Source organism: Streptomyces sp. NPDC093252, from assembly GCF_040683675.1.
GTDB lineage: Bacteria > Actinomycetota > Actinomycetes > Streptomycetales > Streptomycetaceae > Streptomyces.
Window position 1 is genome coordinate 229,703 of record NZ_JBFBEM010000013.1, and the last position, 17,527, is coordinate 247,229.

Here is a 17,527-nt window from a genome sequence, read left to right on the forward strand (position 1 = left end):
CCGCAGGCGAGGGACGGACGGCCGGCCGACGCCCCTCAGCGCGCCTCCTCCTCGAACCGGCGGATCCGCCCGTGGAGCGAGACCCCGAACGATGACTCTTCCGGGAAATCCACCACCCCCACCACCCCCCGTCCGGCATCGTCGTGCCCAGCGCCGCCCACACCCCCGGGCGGCGGTGGACAGCGTGGAGGAAGAGGTGCCATGACAGGCAGACGTGAGACATGGACGACAGACGAGTTCGGCGCCTCGCACACCGGTGCCGTCGGGGTCCTTCTCGATGACGGCACGGTCCCGGGCCCCGCCTACTTCGACATCGGCTCCGGCAGCGCCGGGGAGCCGATCTCCCACTGGAGCGTCTACGACGGCAGGTTCTCCCACGTCCCCAGGGCCGCCGCCTTACAGGGTGTGTGCTCCTGCGGCTGGTCCGGCCCGGCACATCCGCTCGACTGGGACGCGATCGGCGACCGGCGACTGGACGAGGCCGGCGCGGGCACGGCGTACCGGGGCGAGAGCGACTGGGACGCCCACACCACCGAGGTGGCGGCGTCCGCCGTCCCCGTGCCGGAGGACATCACCCGGCTGCTGGAGCAGGTGCGGGAGTCGATCGAGAAGCTGGGGAAGACCTCGCCCCTGGCCGCGGTGCGGGCGGTCCGCCGTATGGAGGTGACCGCCGAGGACGCCGGATACTGGGCGGCCCGGGGCGCCCGGGGGGATGCCTCCCGCGCAGAGGCGGCCACCGCACTCGGCCTCGACGAGGACGCCGCCCGAAAACTACTGGCCCGCCTCGGCCGCTGGAGCCCCTACTTCTCCTGACCCCCCTTGGGGCGCCGCCGCTCTCGGACGGTGTCCGGTGTGGCGTCCGGGGAAACACCAAGGGCCCGACCTGATTCATCAGGTCGGGCCCTTGATCGATTGAGGGTGAGTGACGGGACTCGAACCCGCGGCCACCTGGACCACAACCAGGTGCTCTACCAACTGAGCTACACCCACCATGACCGGCGGTGGAAACTGGCGTCTCTCCGACCGGCCGAGAAAAAGTGTACAGGGTCCGAAGGGGTGCTCGCGCCCGGCTTTTCCGGGGCTCGCGCGGGGCCCCGGAACACGGTTACTGCGCAGGCAGGACGTGCTGTGCGGCGATGGCTCTGGCGGTGTCGGAGTCCGGTCCCGGCTGCGGGACGAAGATCGCCTCGCGGTAGTAGCGCAGCTCGGCGATGGACTCGCGGATGTCGGCCAGGGCGCGGTGGTTGCCGTTCTTCTCGGGGCTGTTGAAGTACGCCCTCGGGTACCAGCGGCGGGCCAGCTCCTTGACGCTGGAGACATCGACGATCCGGTAGTGGAGGTAGCCCTCCAGCGTCGGCATGTCCCGCAGCAGGAAGCCGCGGTCGGTGCCGACGGAGTTGCCGCACAGCGGGGCCTTGCCGGGTTCCTTGACGTGCTCGCGCACATACGCCAGGACCTGCTCCTCGGCGTCGGCGAGCGTGGTGCCGCCGGCCAGCTCGGTGAGCAGTCCGGACGCGGTGTGCATCTCCCGGACCACCTCCGGCATCGTCTCCAGCGCGGCGTCCGGCGGACGGACGACGATGTCCACGCCGTCGCCGAGCACATTCAGCTCGGAGTCCGTGACGAGGGCGGCCACCTCGATGAGCGCGTCGTCCGACAGCGAGAGGCCGGTCATCTCGCAGTCGATCCACACCATGCGATCGTTCATGCGACCACCCTACGGCCGAGGTCCGCCTGTGCGGTGCCCCGCGTCGCCCCGGAGCGCGGAGCGCGATCGGCAGCGGGGGGTGGGGTGCGCCCCCACCCCCCGCTGCCGACTCTGCCGACTCTGTGCCGACTCTGCCGACTCTGTGCCGACTCTGTCGGACGAACCCGTGCCTACCGGCCCGCGCTCATGCCCCGCTCCGCTGGCCCGGCAGGCTCGCCAGGGGTGCTCCCGCGCCGAGCGCGCTCGCCGTCGCCGGGGTGCGGCGGGCCTGGAGCGGCACCGGCGGATCCGGGTGCAGGGAGTGCGGCGGGGGGAGGTGGGGGGACGGGGGCGGACCCGGCGGTGCCGAGCCGTGGTGATCCTGGTCGGACGACTTGTCCACCTGCGGACGCCGGGCCCGGTACGCGGCCCGGTACGCGGCCGGTGAGGAGCCGAGCTGGCGGCGGAAGTGGCCGCGCAGGGCGACCGGCGAGCGGAAGCCGCAGCGGCCCGCCACCTCGTCCACCGAGTAGTCCGACGTCTCCAGCAGCCGCTGCGCCTGGAGCACCCGCTGGGTGATCAGCCACTGGAGCGGCGCGCTGCCGGTCAGCGAGCGGAAGCGGCGGTCGAAGGTGCGGCGGCTCATGTAGGCGCGGGCCGCCAGGGTCTCCACGTCGAACTGCTCGTGGAGGTGCTCCAGCGCCCAGGCGACGACCTCGGCGAGCGGGTCGGCGCCGATCTCCTCTGGTAAAGAGCGGTCCAGGTAGCGTTCCTGGCCTCCGCTCCGGCGCGGTGGGACGACCAGCCGGCGGGCCAGTGCCCCGGCGGCCTCGTTGCCGTGGTCCGTGCGCACGATGTGCAGACACAGATCGATTCCGGCGGCGGTCCCCGCCGATGTCAGTACGTCGCCGTCGTCCACGAAGAGTTCTCTGGGATCGACATGGACGGACGGATAGCGCTTGGCCAGCGTCGGCGCGTACATCCAGTGCGTGGTCGCCGGGCGGCCGTCCAGCAGGCCCGCCGCCGCGAGGACGAAGGCGCCGGTGCACAGCCCGACGATCCTCGCGCCTTCCTCGTGCGCCCGGCGCAGCGCGTCGAGCGCGTCCTCCGGGGGCGGGGAAGTGATCGAGCGCCAGGCCGGCACGACGACCGTGCCCGCCCGCGCGATGGCTTCCAGGCCATGCGGTGTACTGAGTTCCAGGCCCCCCGTGGTCCGCAGCGGACCGTCCTCGCCACCGCACACCAGCAGTCGGTAGCGCGGAACGCCGGCGTCCTGGCGGTCGATCCCGAACACCGACAGCGGTATGGAACTCTCGAAGATGGGGCCGCCGCTGAACAGCAGCACCGCGACGATCTCCTTGCGCCGTCGCCCGGACAGCTTCCGGGCCGCGGCTTCCGGCGCGGCAGTGGAGTCGTGGCTCATCCTGCTAAGCCCCCCTCGGTGGTCGCGGCTCCTCGGTTGTGTCGCTCCTGCACGTTTCCCCTCGGTCCTGCACGAGTCCCCCGCCATACGACAGTCAAGATCGAATCTACTGCGTCCCGCACCACGGAGGTGACCGGATTGGCACCCCTGCGGAGGGTCGAGTTGGCAACTTGGCGTAAAGCATTCGATCACGAAGCGTTGCACTCCCGCGGCGCAGAGGGAAGTGCGCCTTGTCGCGGTGGCCAATCCGCGTAGGGTGCGGAGCCGGGCTGAGACCCTTTCCGTGCAGGTCGAACGGTGCGTGAGGGGTCGTCAGACCAGTGGATGCGCAGTATGCAGAAGTTGGCTGAAAAGTTATGGGCCGGGGTGCGGAAACCGGTCAGTCGCGGGGGGCTCTGCGGACGGGGTCCGGTGGGAGGGGAAGTGCGGGGGGAAGGGGGGCCGTTTCTGGCTGGTGCTGGTGCTGGTGCTGGTGCTGGTGCTGGTGCCGTGGGCCGGGGTCGGTGCCGGGTTCGCTACCGGGCCGGCTGTCGGGTCTGTCGCCGAGTACGTCGCCGAGTATGTCTCCGGGTGCGCCGCCACGTTCGTCTCCGGGTGCTGCGGCGGGAGTTCCCCCTCGGCGGCCCGGCGTTCCGCGCGCCGCAGCAGCAGTCGGCACACCCCGGTGACCGCCGCGAGTCCCAGCGCCGTACCGGCCGCTCCGGCCAGGGAGGTGCCGTACCAGAGGAGGACCAGCGGGACGAGGACGCAACTGAAGACCGCCCAGCGCACCACGTCCCCGGCCGGGTCGGGAGCGGCGAAGGATGTCCGGGGCGCGGGCGGGGAGTGCTGCGGGGCCGGGGTCCGGTGCGGCTCCCCGCCGGTGGCGCGGGGCGCGGCGGGGACGGTACGGGGTGCGGACATGGCATGCTCCCTGTGGCGTGGTTCACGCACTTCAACGCCCGCGTCCCGGGACGGTCACTGTCAGCGAGCGGCCGGGCGATCACCCTCCCGCGCGGTGAATCCTGTGCAAACCGCCTGTACGGGGCAGCAACCATTGCGTGACGGGCGCCCCCTCGTGCATGCTCCACGAAACCCGCCGGGCGGCCGTGCGGGATCTGGGCGAAGGAGGCGTGCCGCCGTACCCTTGGGGGTATGGGGTTGGGAAGATGATTCCCGGACACAGCGCGGACGATCCGGTCCACCCGGTCGTCCCTCCCCGACAAAGGATCACAACGCCGAGACAGCCATGGCCGGTCACGAATTCTTTGAACCCGCGGACCGCAAGCGGCCCGTCGCCGACCCCACGGCGGCCGATCCCCTGGCGGCGGAAGAGCCACGCCACGCGTGCGACCCCGCCTTCAAGCACGGCGTCGTCGTCGGTTTCGACGGCTCCACCTCCAGCGAGCGCGCCCTCGCGTACGCCATCGGCATGGCCCGCCGCTCCCACGCGGGTCTGATCATCGTGCATGTCGCCAACCGGCTGCCCACCACCGTCTGGGCGGGCTGCGAACCCCCCGTCTTCGTCGATGTCCCCGACCACCGCACCGAGGTGCTCGGACTGGAACTCGCCTGCGCGGACTATCTCGCCGAGGTGCCCTGGATCCTGGTCGAGCGCGGCGGGGACATCTGCCATGAACTCGAAGAGGTCGGGCGGGAGTACGAGGCGGACGCGATCGTCGTGGGCTCCACGCACGGGCTGGTGGGCCGGATGTTCGGCTCGGTCGCCGGGCGGCTCGCCAAGCGCGCCAAGCGGCCGGTCATCGTTATTCCCTGAGGGTTGCTCCCCGAGGGCTCCTGCGAGGGTCCGGTCTCCGCGAACGCGGCCGGGCCGTTTCTGCTGCTGTTCGCGCAGTTTCCCGCGCCCCTGAAAAGAATGCGCAGTTCCCCGCGCCCCACGAAGGGGCTGCGGGGTTCGGCTGGGGGCGGAGGGCTACTCGACTGTTACCGACTTGGCCAGGTTTCGGGGCTTGTCGATGTCTCGGCCCAGGGTCAGGGCCGTGTGGTAGGCGAGGAGTTGGAGGGGGATGCCGAGGAGGATGGGGTCGAGTTCGTCCTCGTTCTTGGGGACCAGGATCGTCTGGTCGGCCTTCTCCTGGGGCTGGTGGGCGACCGCGAGGATCTTGCCCTCGCGGGCCTTGATCTCCTCCATCGCGGCGCGGTTCTTCTCCAGCAGGTCGTCGTCGGGGACGATCGCCACCGTGGGCAGGGCCGGTTCGATCAGGGCCAGGGGGCCGTGCTTCAGCTCGGACGCCGGGTATGCCTCGGCGTGGATGTAGGAGACCTCCTTGAGCTTGAGGGATGCCTCGCGGGCGACCGGGTAGCCCCGTACCCGGCCGATGAAGAGCATCGAGCGGGCGTCGGCGTAGGTGCGGGCGAGCTTCTCGATCTCGGGTTCCTGCGTCATGATCTCGGCGATCTGGGCGGGCAGCCGGCGCAGGCCCGCGATGATCCGCTTGCCGTCGCGGACCGAGAGGTCCCGGACCCGGCCCAGGTGCAGGGCGAGCAGGGCGAAGGCGACGGTGGTGTTGGTGAAGCACTTCGTGGAGACGACGCAGACCTCCGGGCCCGCGTGGACGTACATCCCGCCGTCCGCCTCGCGGGCGATGGCCGAGCCGACCACGTTCACCACGCCGAGGACCTTGCCGCCCTTGCGCTTCAGCTCCTGCACGGCGGCCAGCACGTCGTAGGTCTCGCCGGACTGGGAGACGGCGATGTAGAGGGTGTCGGGGTCCACGACCGCGTTGCGGTAGCGGAACTCGGAGGCGGGCTCGGCGTCGGCGGGGATCCGGGCCAGTTCCTCGATGAGCTGGGCGCCGATCATGCCCGCGTGGTACGAGGTGCCGCAGCCGAGGATCTTGACCCGGCGGACCGCGCGCGCCTCGCGGGCGTCCAGGTTGAGGCCGCCGAGGTGGACGGTGGAGAAGCGGTCGTCGATCCGGCCGCGCAGCACCCGGTCCACCGCCTCGGACTGCTCGTGGATCTCCTTGTGCATGTAGGTGTCGTGGCCGCCCATGTCGTAGGAGGCGGCCTCCCACTCGACAGTGGTGGGCTCGGCGGTGGTGCGGGTGCCCTCGGTGGTGTAGGTGCGGAAGTCGTCGGCCTTGAGGGTGGCCATCTCGCCGTCGTCCAGGGTCACTATCTGCCGGGTGTGGGTGACCAGGGCGGCGATGTCCGAGGCGACGAACATCTCCCGCTCGCCGATGCCGAGGACGACCGGGGAGCCGTTGCGGGCCACCACGATCCGGTCGGGGAAGTCGGCGTGCAGGACGGCGATGCCGTAGGTGCCCTCGATCAGGCGGAGGGTGTCACGGACCTTGTCCTCCAGCTTGTCGGCCGGGGAGCGGGCGATGAGGTGGGTCAGGACCTCGGTGTCGGTCTCGGAGAGGAAGACGACCCCGTCCGCCTCCAGCTTGCGGCGCAGGTCGGCGGCGTTGTCGATGATGCCGTTGTGGACGACGGCGACCTTGCCCTCGGCGTCCAGGTGCGGGTGGGCGTTGAGGTCGGAGGGGGCGCCGTGGGTGGCCCAGCGGGTGTGGGCGATGCCGGTGGTGCCCTTGAAGCGGGCCGGGACCTTCGCCTCCAGGTCGCGTACCCGGCCCTTGGCCTTGACCATCCGCAGCCCGGCGGCCTTGGGGGAGGTGACGACGAGGCCGGCCGAGTCGTAGCCCCGGTACTCCAGGCGCTGGAGGCCCTCCAGGAGCAGCGGGGCCACATCACGCTTCCCGATGTATCCGACGATTCCGCACATATGGGGTGTTCCTAGTCGTAGAGGGAGGGGGAGGGGAGGAGGGGGAGGGAGGGGCTGGTTTGAGGGTCAGCCGTAGACGATGCGGCGGAGTTGGCGCTGTGACAGGTCCGGGGGGGCCACCGCCCGGTACTTGAGGTCCGTCTCGATCCGCTCGAAGATCGTCGCGTTCACCAGGCCCTGGGCCTGTAGCTCGCGGTGGCGGCGGCGGACGTAGTCGACGGTCGTCTCGTCGAAGTAGGCGAGTACGTCCTGGATCACCCGGAGTGCCTCGCCCCTGCTCAGGGGGGTGGAGCGGGTCAGGTGATCTACGAGGTCGTCGTGCACCCGCTTGATCCTGGGGTATGGGGGAGGGTTTCGCAAGAATTCTGCCCGGTTTCGGGCAGGGAGTCCCTCCGGGAGGCCGCTCATCGGGTCACATGCGGCGGAGGACCGCCTGTTTGGCCAGGGTGAACTCCTCGTCGGTCAGTACCCCCGCGCGGTGCAGTTCGCCCAGCTCCCGCAGGCGCCGCAGCAGCGCGTCATGGTCGTCGGAGGGGGCGGGCCGCGCCGGGGTCTTGGTGAGGCGCGGGCGGGTGTCGGGGGCGGTGGGCGCCGGGGCGGGGGTGGCGGAGGCCGACGGGTGGGGCAGGCGGGCCTGCACGGCCGCCGCGATCAGGGCCATCAGCGGGTCCTTCTTGAACCCCCACAGATCCACCGAGTGGGGGTCGTACTTCGGCGGGGCCTTGGTCGGCGCGTGGCGGACGGTGAAGCGGAGGAAACCGTTGTCCAGGCCCGCCGCCGGATGCCACTCCACCGCCGAGATCTCGCCGATCGCGATGACCCGGGTGCCGGACGCCGACTTCGCCTCCTCCGTCTTCCAGTTCCACTCCAGCCGCACCCGCTCCCCGTCGAAGCTCGCCGTGGCGTCCCCCGCCGAGAACGACAGCGGCACCCCGGGGCCGGGGAGCAGATAGGCGTCCACCGGGTCGCCCGGCACCTGGTCCAGCAGCAGCGCGTTGCGCACCTCGTCCACGAAGTACTCGGCGACTCCGTACCGGTCCGGCTCCACGACCAGTTGGTAGGGGTCGTGCGGCTCGGCCAGGCGTCCTCCGGTCGCCAGTTGCAGCGGGTCGGCGCCGTCCCGCAGCCGGAGCCGCAGGCGCCCGGACCGTCGTCCCTGTTCGAGGGAGACGCCGGCCAGCGCGCCCAGCGGGACGACGAGTTCCCCGAGGGTTCTGCGCAGCAGGCCGACCGACTTGTCCCGGCCGGGCGTCAGCCGCAGCGCGTCCCCGTCGAACTCCCAGGTGCCGTCCCTCTGGATGATTTCCGCCATGCCAGGGATTGTTCCACCGCAGCCGCGAGAGAGTGGTGCGCATCTGTCGGGCTCAAGGCAAGGAAGGAACCGGCTTGTGAGACAGCACCGCAGAACGTTCCGCCTTCTGGGTTCCCTGCTCCTCGTCACCGGCGTCGGCACCTCCCTCACCGGAGCCGCCGCGCCCGCCTCCGGCGCCGGGGACGGCGTCGTCCCGCTCGGCCGGGTCATTCCGGCGCCCGCCTCCGTCGCACCGGGCGGCGTCCCGTACCGGATCACCGAGCGGACCCGGATCGGGGTCGGCGACTCCGGGGACGCCCGCCGCGTCGGCGACTACCTCGCCGATCTGCTGCGCCCCGCCACCGGTTACCGGCTCCCCGTCACCGCCCAGGCCGCCGGGGGCATCACCCTGCGGCTCGCCAAGGGCCCCTACGGTGAGGAGGGGTACCGCCTGGACAGCGGGCGTGGCGGCGTCATCATCACCGCGCAGCGCGCCGCCGGGCTCTTCCACGGGGTGCAGACCCTGCGCCAGCTCCTCCCGGCCGCCGTCGAGCACGACTCCGTCCAGCCCGGCCCCTGGCGGGTGGCCGGCGGCACCATCGAGGACACCCCGCGCTACGGCTGGCGCGGCGCCATGCTCGATGTGTCGCGGCACTTCTTCTCGGTCGAGGAGGTGAAGCGGTACGTCGACCAGCTCGCCCTCTACAAGTTCAACAAGCTGCATCTGCATCTCAGCGACGACCAGGGGTGGCGCATCGCCATCGACTCATGGCCGCGGCTCGCCACGTACGGGGGGTCGACGGAGGTCGGGGGCGGTCCCGGCGGTTACTACACCAAGGCGGACTACCGGGAGATCGTGCGGTACGGCGCCGCCCGGCATCTGGAGGTCGTTCCCGAGATCGATCTGCCGGGGCACACGAACGCTGCCCTCGCCTCCTACGCCGAGCTGAACTGCGACGGGGTGGCGCCGCCGCTCTACACCGGGACCGAGGTCGGCTTCAGTTCGCTGTGCGTGGGCAAGGAGGTCACCTATGACTTCGTCGAGGATGTGATCCGGGAGATCGCGGCGCTCACCCCGGGCCGGTATCTGCACATCGGCGGGGACGAGGCGCACTCCACGAGCGACGAGGACTACGCGGCGTTCATGGAGCGGGTCCAGCCGGTGGTGGCCCGGTACGGCAAGACGGTGGTCGGCTGGCACCAGCTCACCGGCGCGGTGCCCGCGCGGGGTGCACTGGTGCAGTACTGGGGGCTCGACGGGACGCCCGCGGCGGAGAAGGAGCGGGTCGCGGCGGCGGCGCGGGCGGGTACGGGGGTCATTCTGTCGCCGGCCGATCGCGTGTACCTGGATATGAAGTACGACGCCGATACGCCGCTCGGGCTGGACTGGGCGGGGTATGTGGATGTGCGGCGGTCGTATGAGTGGGAGCCGGGGGATTATCTGGCGGGGGTGCCGGCGGGGGCGGTGCGGGGGGTTGAGGCGCCGTTGTGGTCGGAGACGTTGGTGGATTCTGCGGGGGTGGAGTTCATGGCGTTTCCTCGGGTGGTGGGGGTTGCTGAGTTGGGGTGGTCTTCTGTGGGGGTGCGGGGGTGGGCGGATTATCGGGTTCGGTTGGGGGAGCAGGGGGAGCGGTGGGGGGTTATGGGGGTTGGGTTTTATCGGGCTGAGGGGGTGCCGTGGGGTAGCTGAGGGGTAGGGGGTGGTGGGTGCGGGTGTGGGGTGGGTGCGGGTGGGTTGTGGCTGGTCGCGCAGTTCCCCGCGCCCCTGAAAGATTGCGCAGTTCCCCGCGCCCCTGAGAGGAATGCGCTGCTCCCTGCACTCCTGAAAAGATTGCGCAGTTCCCCGCGCCCCTAAGGGCTGCCCCAGTTCCCCGCGCCCCTGGAAGGACTGCGCAGTTCCCCGCGCCGCTGAAAAGAATGCGCAGTTCCCCGCGCCCCTTTCTACGTGTTGGCTAGGGGGTTTTCTAGGGTGCCTGTTAGTTGTAGGGCTGCTGTGGGGTTGGTCAGGTCCAGCATGTGGTGGTTGTTTTGGAGTTGTAGGCGGTTGAGGCAGGAGAGGGGGAAGTGGGGGGCGAAGAGGTTGTGGTGGGTGAATTTTTCGGAGAGGTGGGGGTGGGATGATTGGTATTCGCGGGTGACCTCGGCGACTGTGTGCCAGAAGTCGGGTTCTTTCAGGACTTCCTCGGTGGTGAGTTGGGCGGAGAGGAAGCGGAAGAAGCAGTCGAAGACGTCGGTGAAGATGGAGAGGAGTTTGAGGTCGTCGGGGACGTCCACGCGGAGCCGTTCCACTGCCGGGGGCAGGATCGCGTGGGGGTCCATGACGGCGATCTCCTCGGCGATGTCCTTGAAGATCGCCCGCTGCACCAGCCCGTCCTTCAGGACCAGGATCACATTCTCGCCGTGGGGCATGAAGACCAGGTCGTATGCGTAGAAGCAGTGCAGGATCGGGGTGAGGTAGGCGCGGAGGTAGTGGCGCAGCCAGGTCCGGGGGGACCGGCCGGAGCGTTCGATCAGGGCGGTGGTGAAGGAGCGGTTCTCGTGGTCGGTGTGGAGGAGGGAGGCCATGGTGGCCAGTGACTCGCCCGGGGCGAGGGACGGGACCGGGCTCTCGCGCCAGAGCGCGGCCAGCATCTTGCGGTAGGGGGAGTGGCGGTCGGTGGCCCGCTCGTACTCCAGATGGCGATAGCCGACCGCCGCGCGTTCGCGGATGATCGTCAGGCCGGTCGCGGTGAGGGTGGGGTCGTTGTCGATCAGGTGCGACAGCCAGTCGTTGATGGCGGGGGTGGCCTCCATATAGGCGGCGGACAGGCCGCGCATGAAACCCATGTTGAGGACCGACAGGGCTGTCTTGACGTAGTGCTTGTGCGGGGCGGTGGTGTTGAAGAAGGTCCGGATGGACTGCTGGGCCAGGTACTCGTCGTCGCCCTCGCCGAGGCAGACCAGGTGGCGGCGGGCGATGTCGGCGGCGAAGGTGACGGTGAGTTTGTTCCACCACTGCCAGGGGTGGACCGGGATGAGGAGGTAGTCGGCCGGGTCGAGGTCCTGGGCGCGGAGGGTGGTGTGGAAGCGGGTGAGGGTGGGGGCGCCGAGTTCGGCGTGGAGGAAGGACTCGTACGCGATGCCCGTGCCCGCGGTGAACGCGGCGCGGGAGCGGTGGGCGGCGAGCCAGACGAGACGGACCGGGCTCGCGGTCTCGGGGGCGTACGAGAGGTAGTCGTGGACGCCGAAGCCGAGGCGGCCGTTGTTGGCGACGAAGCAGGGGTGGCCCTCGGTCATCCCGGTCTCGATCTCCTGGAAGGAGCCGGACGCCAACTCGGCGGCGGTGAGCCGCGGTTTGGCGAGTTTGAAGCAGGTGCCGGCCAGGGTGGAGGAGATCTCTTCGAGGTAGACCGGGAGGATCGCGTCGCTCAGGCCGAGGGAGGTGCGGAGGTCGAGGATGAAGTCGAGGGCACAGAGGGGGAGTGGGGTGCCGGAGCGGTGGCGGGTGAGGGAGGCGGGGTCGATCTGCCAGTGGTCCAGGGCGTGGCGGACGGCGGTGAAGCGGTAGGTGGTGCGGCCGTCGTCGCTGGGGACGAGGTAGGTGTCGTCGCCTTCGGGTTCGGGGGTGAGGTGTGCCACGGCGTCGGACAGGGTCATGCGGTGGCTCCCCGGGCGGTCAGGTACTGCTGCCGGGTGCAGAAGGAGAGCAGGGCCCGCTTCTCCGGCTTGTCGATCTCCCGGTCGGGGACGAAGCCGACGGCCGCGTTGAGGGCCTGGACGGCGGTGTTGGCCACGTCCGGTTCCACGACCACCCGGCGGGTGCGGGGGTCGGCGAAGAGTTCGTCCATGACGGCGGTGAGCACGGCCCGGGTGAAGCCGTGCACGGGGCGGTCGGTGGGGGCGGTCAGGAAGTGCATGCCGACATCGCCGGGCTCGGGCTCGTACAGACCGGTGAGTTCGACGTATCGCGGGTCGTACTTCTCCATGAGGAAGGCGGGGGTGCCGTTGTGCAGGCCGAGGAGGGCGTGGTGGTGCTCGTGGGCGGCGATCCCCATGTAGGTGCGTTCGACGTCCTGGAGGCGGGCGTTGCCCATCAGCCAGAACACGGCCTTGGGGTGGGTCACCCAGCCGTGCAGCAGTTCGGCGTCCCGGAGCGGGTCGAGGGGGCGCAGGGAGAGGGTGCCGAGGCTCATACGGCGAACTCCTGGAAGGCGATGGTCTTCTCGATCGGGTAGGGCTCGGCGCCGAGCAGTTCGCGGATGATGCAACTGTTGCGGTAGGCCCCCATCCCGAGGTCGGGGGAGGTGATGCCATGGGTGTGGACACCGGCGTTCTGGAGGAAGACGCCGTGGCCGGTGATGTCGATGGCGTAGTTGCGGGCCACGTCGAAGTTGCCGTGGGTGTCGCGCACCAGCCGGTCGGCGATCGGGGCCAGGAAGGGCGGCTCGGTGTAGCGGTGGCCGGTGGCCAGGACCAGGCCCTCCGAGGCCAGCTCGAAGTGGGTGTCCTGCTCCTGCTGGTGGAAGCCCAGGGTGTAGGTGCCGTCCTCGTACCGGGCGCTGGTCAGGGCGGAGTTGGTGAGGAGGCGGGTGGGGACCGGGCCGCTCAGGTTCTTCTGGTAGAGGAGATCGAAGATGGCGTCGATGAGATCGCCGTCGATGCCCTTGAACAGGCCCTTCTGTTCGGCGGTGAGGCGGTAGCGGGTGGCCTCGGGGAGCCGGTGGTAGTAGTCGATGTAGTCCGGGGAGGTCATCTCCAGGGTGAGCTTGGTGTATTCGAGGGGGAAGAAGCGGGGGGAGCGGGTGACCCAGTTCAGTTGGTAGCCGTGGACGTCGATCTCGCTCAGCAGGTCGTGGTAGATCTCGGCGGCGGACTGGCCGCTGCCGACCAGGGTGATCGACTTCTTGCGGCGCAGCGCGTCCCGGTGCGGGAGGTAGTGGGCGTTGTGCAGCAGGTCGCCGCCCAGGTCCCGGCACGGCTCGGGGAGGTGGGGCGGGGTGCCGGTGCCCAGGACGAGGCGGCGGGCGCGGTGGGCGGTGCCGGTGGCGGTGCGGACGGTGTAGACGCCGTCCCGGTCGTCGTGGGTGACCTCGGTGACCGTGGAGTTGAAGCGGACGCTGGTCAGGCGGTTCGCGGCCCAGCGGCAGTAGGCGTCGTACTCGGCGCGCAGGGGGTAGAAGTTCTCGCGGATGTAGAACGCGTAGAGGCGGCCCTGTTCCTTCAGGAAGTTGAGGAAGGAGTAGGGGGAGGTGGGGTCGGCGAGGGTGACCAGGTCGGAGAGGAACGGGGTCTGGAGGTGGGCGCCGTCCAGGAACATGCCCGCGTGCCACTCGAAGTCCGGCTTGGCTTCGAGGAAGACGCCGTTCAGCTCGGTGAGGGGCTCGGTGAGGCAGGCGAGGCCCAGGTTGAACGGGCCGAGGCCGATGCCCACGAAGTCATGGACCTCCCCGGGGTCAGCAGGCGCGGTCAAGGGAGCCTCCCAGGTACCGCTCGGCGTGCCCGGCGAGCAGATCGAGCACGGCGGTCAGGTCGGACGGGGTGGTCTCGGGGTTGAGCAGGGTGAACTTGAGGTAGTGGCGCCCGGCCACCTTGGTGCCTGCCACCACCGCCTCCCCGGACGCGAACAGCGCCTTGCGGGCGTAGAGGTTGGCGCGGTCGACGGCCGCCGGGTCGGTCACCGCGGCCGGGACGTACCGGAACACCAGGGTGGACAGCACCGGCTCGGCGGCCACGTCGAAGCGCGGGTCGGCGGTCAGCAGCCGATAGCCCTCGGCGGCCAGGTCGCAGACCTCGTCGAAGAGCGCGCCGACGCCGTCGGCGCCCATGGTGCGCAGGGTCATCCACAGCTTGAGCGCGTCGAACCGGCGGGTGGTCTGGAGGGACTTGTCGACCTGGTTGGGGATGCGTTCCGCCGCGGCCCGGCGCGGGTTGAGGTACTCCGCGTGATAGGTGGCGTGGCGCAGGGTCGCCGCGTCCCGCACCAGCAGGGCCGAGGAACTCACCGGCTGGAAGAACGACTTGTGGTAGTCGACGGTGACCGAGTCGGCGCGCTCGATCCCGGTGAGCAGGGACCGGCGGGTGGGGGAGACCAGCAGGCCGCAGCCGTAGGCCGCGTCGACATGCAGCCAGGTGCCGTACCGGGCGCACAGCTCGGCGGTCTCGGGCAGGGGGTCGATGGAGCCGAAGTCGGTGGTCCCGGCGGTGGCGACGACCGCCATCGGGGTGAGTCCGGCGCTGGTGTAGCGCTCCAGTGCGCGGGCGAGGGCGACGGTCCGCAGCCGCCGGTGCCGGTCGACGGGCAGGGAGACCACCGCGTCCGGGCCGAGGCCCAGCAGTTTCGCCGCCTTCCGCACGCTGAAGTGGCTCAGCTCGGAGGTGAAGATACGCAGGTCGGCCAGGGAGGCGGCCTTGCTCTCCTCGCGGGCCAGCAGCAGTGCCTGGAGGTTGGACTGGGTGCCGCCGGAGGTGAACACCCCGTCGGCGGCCGGGCCGAACCCGATGCGCCCGGCGGTCCAGTCCACGAGCCGGCGCTCGATGAGGGTGCCGCCCGCCGACTGGTCCCAGGTGTCCAGGGAGGAGTTGAGGGCGGACAGCACGGCCTCGCCGAGCACGGCCGGTATGACGACCGGGCAGTTGAGGTGGGCGAGATAGCGGGGGTGGTGGAAGGAGACGGCGTCCCGGAGGTAGACGTCCTCCAGTTCGTCCAGCACGGCGGTGGTGTCGTGCAGCGGCCGGTCGAGGTCGATCCGCTCGATGAGGGCGTCGAGGGCGTCGACGGTCACTCCGGTGAACGGCCGTCGGGTGGTGGCGAGCCGGGCGGCGACCCGCTCCACCCCCTCGGTCACGGAACGGCGGTACCGCTCCGCGGTCGTGTGGTTGAGGAGCTGCGAGCGCATGTGGGGGAGCCTCCGGCGGGGCGGGGGAGGGGAACAGGGGGAAGCGGAGCGAGATAGTCGCTCTTACTTAGGTAAGCCTAACCTAAGTTACTCGCTCACTCCCCGCTGACCCTCTCGGCCCCCTCCAGCGCCTCGGCCAGCGCCGTCAGCACCGGCTCGCACTTGGCGTACGACAGGATCGGCTCGTTCTCCCGGGAGAGCACCTGGCCCGCCTTCACCGCCGGGAGCTGCCGCCAGGTGCCCTTGGTGATGTCGGCCGGCTGGATCGCCGAGGTGCGGTTGTCCATGAGGATGAGGTCCGCCGGGTACTTGTTGACGTTCTCCCAGCTCAGCGTCTCGAACCAGCCGCCGGTCTCCGCCAGCGCCGACGCCGGGGGCTCCACGAAGTTCACCCCGAGGGACTTGAAGTACTCCAGGTCGACGGAGAGATTGGAGCCGGAGACGTAGAACATGTCCGCGGCGGCGGAGCCGACCAGGATCTTGAGGCCGGGCTTGGCCGCGGCGGCGGCGCGCAGCCGGGCCGCCGCGTCCTCGAACCGCTTCTTCGCCGCCGTCACCTCGGTGGCCCTCAGGTCGGCGCCGAGGGAGGCGGCGAGTTCGGCCATCCGCTCCAGGGAGCCGGTGAGCAACCGGTCGTAGACCGAGATGCCGACGGTGGGGGCGCCCACGGCGAGGATCTTGTCCTTGGACTCCTCGGGGACGTACCAGAGCGTGCCGCGGTCGTCGTACATCGTGGAGATCAGGAGGTCGGGGGCGAGGGCCGCGTACTTCTCGATGTTGAACTGGCCCCACTCGTTGCCGAGGATCGTCACCTCGCCGATGTCGAGGTCGCCGGCCTGGACATCGGGTGTGCCGTCGGCGGTCCGGGTGGGGCCGAAGACGCCCTGGACGGTGACGCCGTAGTCGTGGAGGGCGGCGGCGGTGCCGGTGAAGGCGACGAGGGTGGCCGGGGTGCGGTCGGCGGTGACGGTCTCGCCGCGGTCGTCCTTGAACGACCAGGGGCCGGAGGCGCCGGTGCCGGTGCCGGTGCCGGTGCCTCCGGCCGGGGCGGGGTCGTCGGCTCCGCAGGCGGTGAGCGCGGCGCCGAGTCCGAGGGCGCCGGCGGCGGTGAGGATCTGGCGGCGGGTGGGGGAGGGGAGCCGGTGGCGGGTGGGGGTGGTGCGGGGCATGGCGGGGCTGCTTTCGGGGGAGAGGGCGCGGCCGGACGGACCTGGCTGGGTTGACCTGGCCGGATGGGCCGGGCTGGATGGGCCAGGCCGGACGGGCCGGGCTGGATGGGTCGAGCGGGAAGGAAGGTTAGCCTAACCTTGCTTCCCGCTCGGTCCGGGGGCCGCCCCCTGCGTCAGCCGGTCAGCCCGTCAGCCCCAGCTCCCGCGCGATCAGCATCCGCTGCACCTCGCTCGTGCCCTCCCCGATCTCCAGGATCTTGGAGTCCCGCCACATCCGGGCCACCGGGTACTCGTTCATGAACCCGTAGCCGCCGTGGATCTGGGTGGCGTCGCGCGCATTGTCCACGGCGATCGTGGACGAGTACAGCTTGGCGAGCGCCGCCTCCTTCTTGAACGGGTCGCCCGCCACCAGCCGGTACGCGGCGTCGCGCCAGGCCAGCCGGGCCGTGTGGGCCCGCATCTCCATGTCCGCGATCTTGAACTGGATCGCCTGGTACCCGCCGATCGCCCGCCCGAAGGCGTGCCGCTGCTTCGCGTACGCCACCGACTCGTCCACACAGCCCTGGGCCAGCCCCGTCGCCAGTGCCGCGATGGCGATCCGGCCCTCGTCCAGGATGCGCAGGAACTGGGCATAGCCCCGGCCCTCGGCGCCCAGGAGATTCGCCCTCGGGACGCGTACGTCGGCGAAGGACAGCTCCCGGGTGTCCGACGCGTTCCAGCCGACCTTCGAGTAGGGCGCGGCCACCGTGAAGCCGGGGGTGCCCGACGGGACGATGATGGACGAGATCAGCGGCTTGCCCTCGGCGGTGCGGCCGGTGACGGCGGTGACCGTGACCAGGCCGGTGATGTCCGTGCCGGAGTTGGTGATGAAGCACTTGGTGCCGTTGATCACCCACTCGTCCGTGGCCTCGTCCAGTCGGGCCGTCGTCCGGGTCGCGCCCGCGTCGGAGCCGCCGTCGGGCTCGGTCAGCCCGAACGCGCCGAGGATCTCCCCTGCGCACAGCCTGGGCAGCCAGGTCCGCTTCTGCTCCTCGGTGCCGAAGAGATGGACCGGCATCGCGCCCAGCGACACCCCGGCCTCCAGGGTGATCGCCACCGAGGAGTCGACCCGGGCCAGTTCCTCCAGGGCCACGCCGAGCGCCAGATAGTCGCCGCCCATGCCGCCGTACTCCTCCGGGAAGGGGAGGCCGAACAGGCCCATGCGGCCCATCTCGCGGACGATCTCGTAGGGGAACTCGTGCCGCTCGTAGTAGTCGCCGATCTTGGGGGCGACGACCTCGTGGGCGAACTCCTCGACCGTGCGGCGGAGTTCCTCCAGCTCGGGGGTGAGGCGGTGGCGGTGGTCCATGGTC

The 17,527-nt window shown here is 70.7% G+C and carries 14 protein-coding genes, 1 tRNA gene and 1 pseudogene; 3 read left to right on the plus strand and 13 right to left on the minus strand.

Annotated elements, in window-relative coordinates:
- Positions 1-201 precede the first annotated feature (201 nt).
- A complete protein-coding gene (locus AB0O01_RS26700) occupies positions 202-813 on the plus strand; it encodes a hypothetical protein (RefSeq protein ID WP_365317162.1) in 612 nt (203 codons plus the stop codon).
- 104 nt (positions 814-917) lie between these two features.
- Here AB0O01_RS26700 and AB0O01_RS26705 read toward each other — a convergent pair.
- The 4 genes and pseudogenes from AB0O01_RS26705 to AB0O01_RS26720 all read right to left on the minus strand — a co-directional run.
- Positions 918-990 (minus strand) — tRNA-His (locus AB0O01_RS26705).
- A 115-nt stretch (positions 991-1,105) separates the two neighbouring features.
- Complete coding sequence (orn, locus tag AB0O01_RS26710; RefSeq protein WP_365317164.1) at positions 1,106-1,708, minus strand: oligoribonuclease; 603 nt, start codon at positions 1,706-1,708, stop codon at positions 1,106-1,108.
- Positions 1,709-1,892: 184 nt separating this feature from the next.
- Positions 1,893-3,110 carry a helix-turn-helix domain-containing protein gene (locus AB0O01_RS26715; RefSeq protein ID WP_365317166.1) on the minus strand — a complete coding sequence of 406 codons (1,218 nt, stop codon included), beginning with the start codon at positions 3,108-3,110 and terminating at the stop codon, positions 1,893-1,895.
- Between the two features lie 618 nt (positions 3,111-3,728).
- Positions 3,729-4,013: pseudogene (locus tag AB0O01_RS26720) on the minus strand (hypothetical protein); the annotation flags it as partial.
- A gap of 325 nt (positions 4,014-4,338) precedes the next feature.
- On the opposite strand from AB0O01_RS26720, the gene AB0O01_RS26725 reads away from it, so the two are divergent.
- Positions 4,339-4,866, plus strand: a complete 528-nt coding sequence (locus AB0O01_RS26725) for a universal stress protein (protein ID WP_365317167.1) — start codon at positions 4,339-4,341, stop codon at positions 4,864-4,866.
- A gap of 156 nt (positions 4,867-5,022) precedes the next feature.
- Here AB0O01_RS26725 and glmS read toward each other — a convergent pair whose 3' ends face one another.
- From glmS to AB0O01_RS26740, 3 genes are all read right to left on the minus strand, one after another.
- The gene (glmS, locus tag AB0O01_RS26730) at positions 5,023-6,840 is read right to left on the minus strand and encodes a glutamine--fructose-6-phosphate transaminase (isomerizing) (RefSeq protein ID WP_365317169.1); all 1,818 of its coding nucleotides are present in this window, start codon (positions 6,838-6,840) and stop codon (positions 5,023-5,025) included.
- Positions 6,841-6,906: 66 nt separating this feature from the next.
- Positions 6,907-7,164, minus strand: coding sequence for a hypothetical protein (locus AB0O01_RS26735; RefSeq protein ID WP_365317171.1), 258 nt, complete (start codon positions 7,162-7,164; stop codon positions 6,907-6,909).
- 88 nt (positions 7,165-7,252) lie between these two features.
- Positions 7,253-8,152: a DUF4429 domain-containing protein gene (locus AB0O01_RS26740; protein WP_365317173.1), complete on the minus strand. Its 900-nt coding sequence runs from the start codon at positions 8,150-8,152 to the stop codon at positions 7,253-7,255.
- A 76-nt stretch (positions 8,153-8,228) separates the two neighbouring features.
- Here AB0O01_RS26740 and AB0O01_RS26745 point away from each other — a divergent pair, with 76 nt between their 5' ends.
- Positions 8,229-9,821, plus strand: coding sequence for a beta-N-acetylhexosaminidase (locus AB0O01_RS26745; protein ID WP_365317175.1), 1,593 nt, complete (start codon positions 8,229-8,231; stop codon positions 9,819-9,821).
- A 251-nt stretch (positions 9,822-10,072) separates the two neighbouring features.
- Here AB0O01_RS26745 and AB0O01_RS26750 read toward each other — a convergent pair whose 3' ends face one another.
- From AB0O01_RS26750 to AB0O01_RS26775, 6 genes are all read right to left on the minus strand, one after another.
- Positions 10,073-11,767, minus strand: coding sequence for an IucA/IucC family siderophore biosynthesis protein (locus tag AB0O01_RS26750; RefSeq protein ID WP_365317177.1), 1,695 nt, complete (start codon positions 11,765-11,767; stop codon positions 10,073-10,075).
- On the minus strand, positions 11,764-12,303 hold the full coding sequence (locus AB0O01_RS26755) for a GNAT family N-acetyltransferase (RefSeq protein WP_365317179.1): 540 nt from the start codon (positions 12,301-12,303) through the stop codon (positions 11,764-11,766). The genes AB0O01_RS26750 and AB0O01_RS26755 overlap by 4 nt, the downstream gene beginning before the upstream one ends.
- Positions 12,300-13,580, minus strand: coding sequence for a SidA/IucD/PvdA family monooxygenase (locus tag AB0O01_RS26760; protein ID WP_365317180.1), 1,281 nt, complete (start codon positions 13,578-13,580; stop codon positions 12,300-12,302). The genes AB0O01_RS26755 and AB0O01_RS26760 overlap by 4 nt, the downstream gene beginning before the upstream one ends.
- Positions 13,564-15,006 (minus strand): aspartate aminotransferase family protein, encoded by a 1,443-nt coding sequence (locus AB0O01_RS26765; RefSeq protein WP_365317181.1) that lies wholly within the window; start codon positions 15,004-15,006, stop codon positions 13,564-13,566. The genes AB0O01_RS26760 and AB0O01_RS26765 overlap by 17 nt, the downstream gene beginning before the upstream one ends.
- 95 nt (positions 15,007-15,101) lie before the next feature.
- A complete protein-coding gene (locus AB0O01_RS26770) occupies positions 15,102-16,175 on the minus strand; it encodes an ABC transporter substrate-binding protein (protein ID WP_365317183.1) in 1,074 nt (357 codons plus the stop codon).
- Positions 16,176-16,356: 181 nt separating this feature from the next.
- Positions 16,357-17,523, minus strand: coding sequence for an acyl-CoA dehydrogenase family protein (locus AB0O01_RS26775; protein WP_365317265.1), 1,167 nt, complete (start codon positions 17,521-17,523; stop codon positions 16,357-16,359).
- Between the last annotated feature and the right edge of the window lie 4 nt (positions 17,524-17,527).

What these genes read in the sequence shown, in the direction of transcription:
- AB0O01_RS26700 (WP_365317162.1), top strand. Translation starts at nt 202, where the DNA reads ATGACAGGCAGACGTGAGACATGGACGACAGACGAGTTCGGCGCCTCG.
- orn (WP_365317164.1), bottom strand. Translation starts at nt 1,708, where the DNA reads ATGAACGATCGCATGGTGTGGATCGACTGCGAGATGACCGGCCTCTCG.
- AB0O01_RS26715 (WP_365317166.1), bottom strand. Translation starts at nt 3,110, where the DNA reads ATGAGCCACGACTCCACTGCCGCGCCGGAAGCCGCGGCCCGGAAGCTG.
- AB0O01_RS26725 (WP_365317167.1), top strand. Translation starts at nt 4,339, where the DNA reads ATGGCCGGTCACGAATTCTTTGAACCCGCGGACCGCAAGCGGCCCGTC.
- glmS (WP_365317169.1), bottom strand. Translation starts at nt 6,840, where the DNA reads ATGTGCGGAATCGTCGGATACATCGGGAAGCGTGATGTGGCCCCGCTG.
- AB0O01_RS26740 (WP_365317173.1), bottom strand. Translation starts at nt 8,152, where the DNA reads ATGGCGGAAATCATCCAGAGGGACGGCACCTGGGAGTTCGACGGGGAC.
- AB0O01_RS26750 (WP_365317177.1), bottom strand. Translation starts at nt 11,767, where the DNA reads ATGACCCTGTCCGACGCCGTGGCACACCTCACCCCCGAACCCGAAGGC.
- AB0O01_RS26755 (WP_365317179.1), bottom strand. Translation starts at nt 12,303, where the DNA reads ATGAGCCTCGGCACCCTCTCCCTGCGCCCCCTCGACCCGCTCCGGGAC.
- AB0O01_RS26765 (WP_365317181.1), bottom strand. Translation starts at nt 15,006, where the DNA reads ATGCGCTCGCAGCTCCTCAACCACACGACCGCGGAGCGGTACCGCCGT.
- AB0O01_RS26770 (WP_365317183.1), bottom strand. Translation starts at nt 16,175, where the DNA reads ATGCCCCGCACCACCCCCACCCGCCACCGGCTCCCCTCCCCCACCCGC.
- AB0O01_RS26775 (WP_365317265.1), bottom strand. Translation starts at nt 17,523, where the DNA reads ATGGACCACCGCCACCGCCTCACCCCCGAGCTGGAGGAACTCCGCCGC.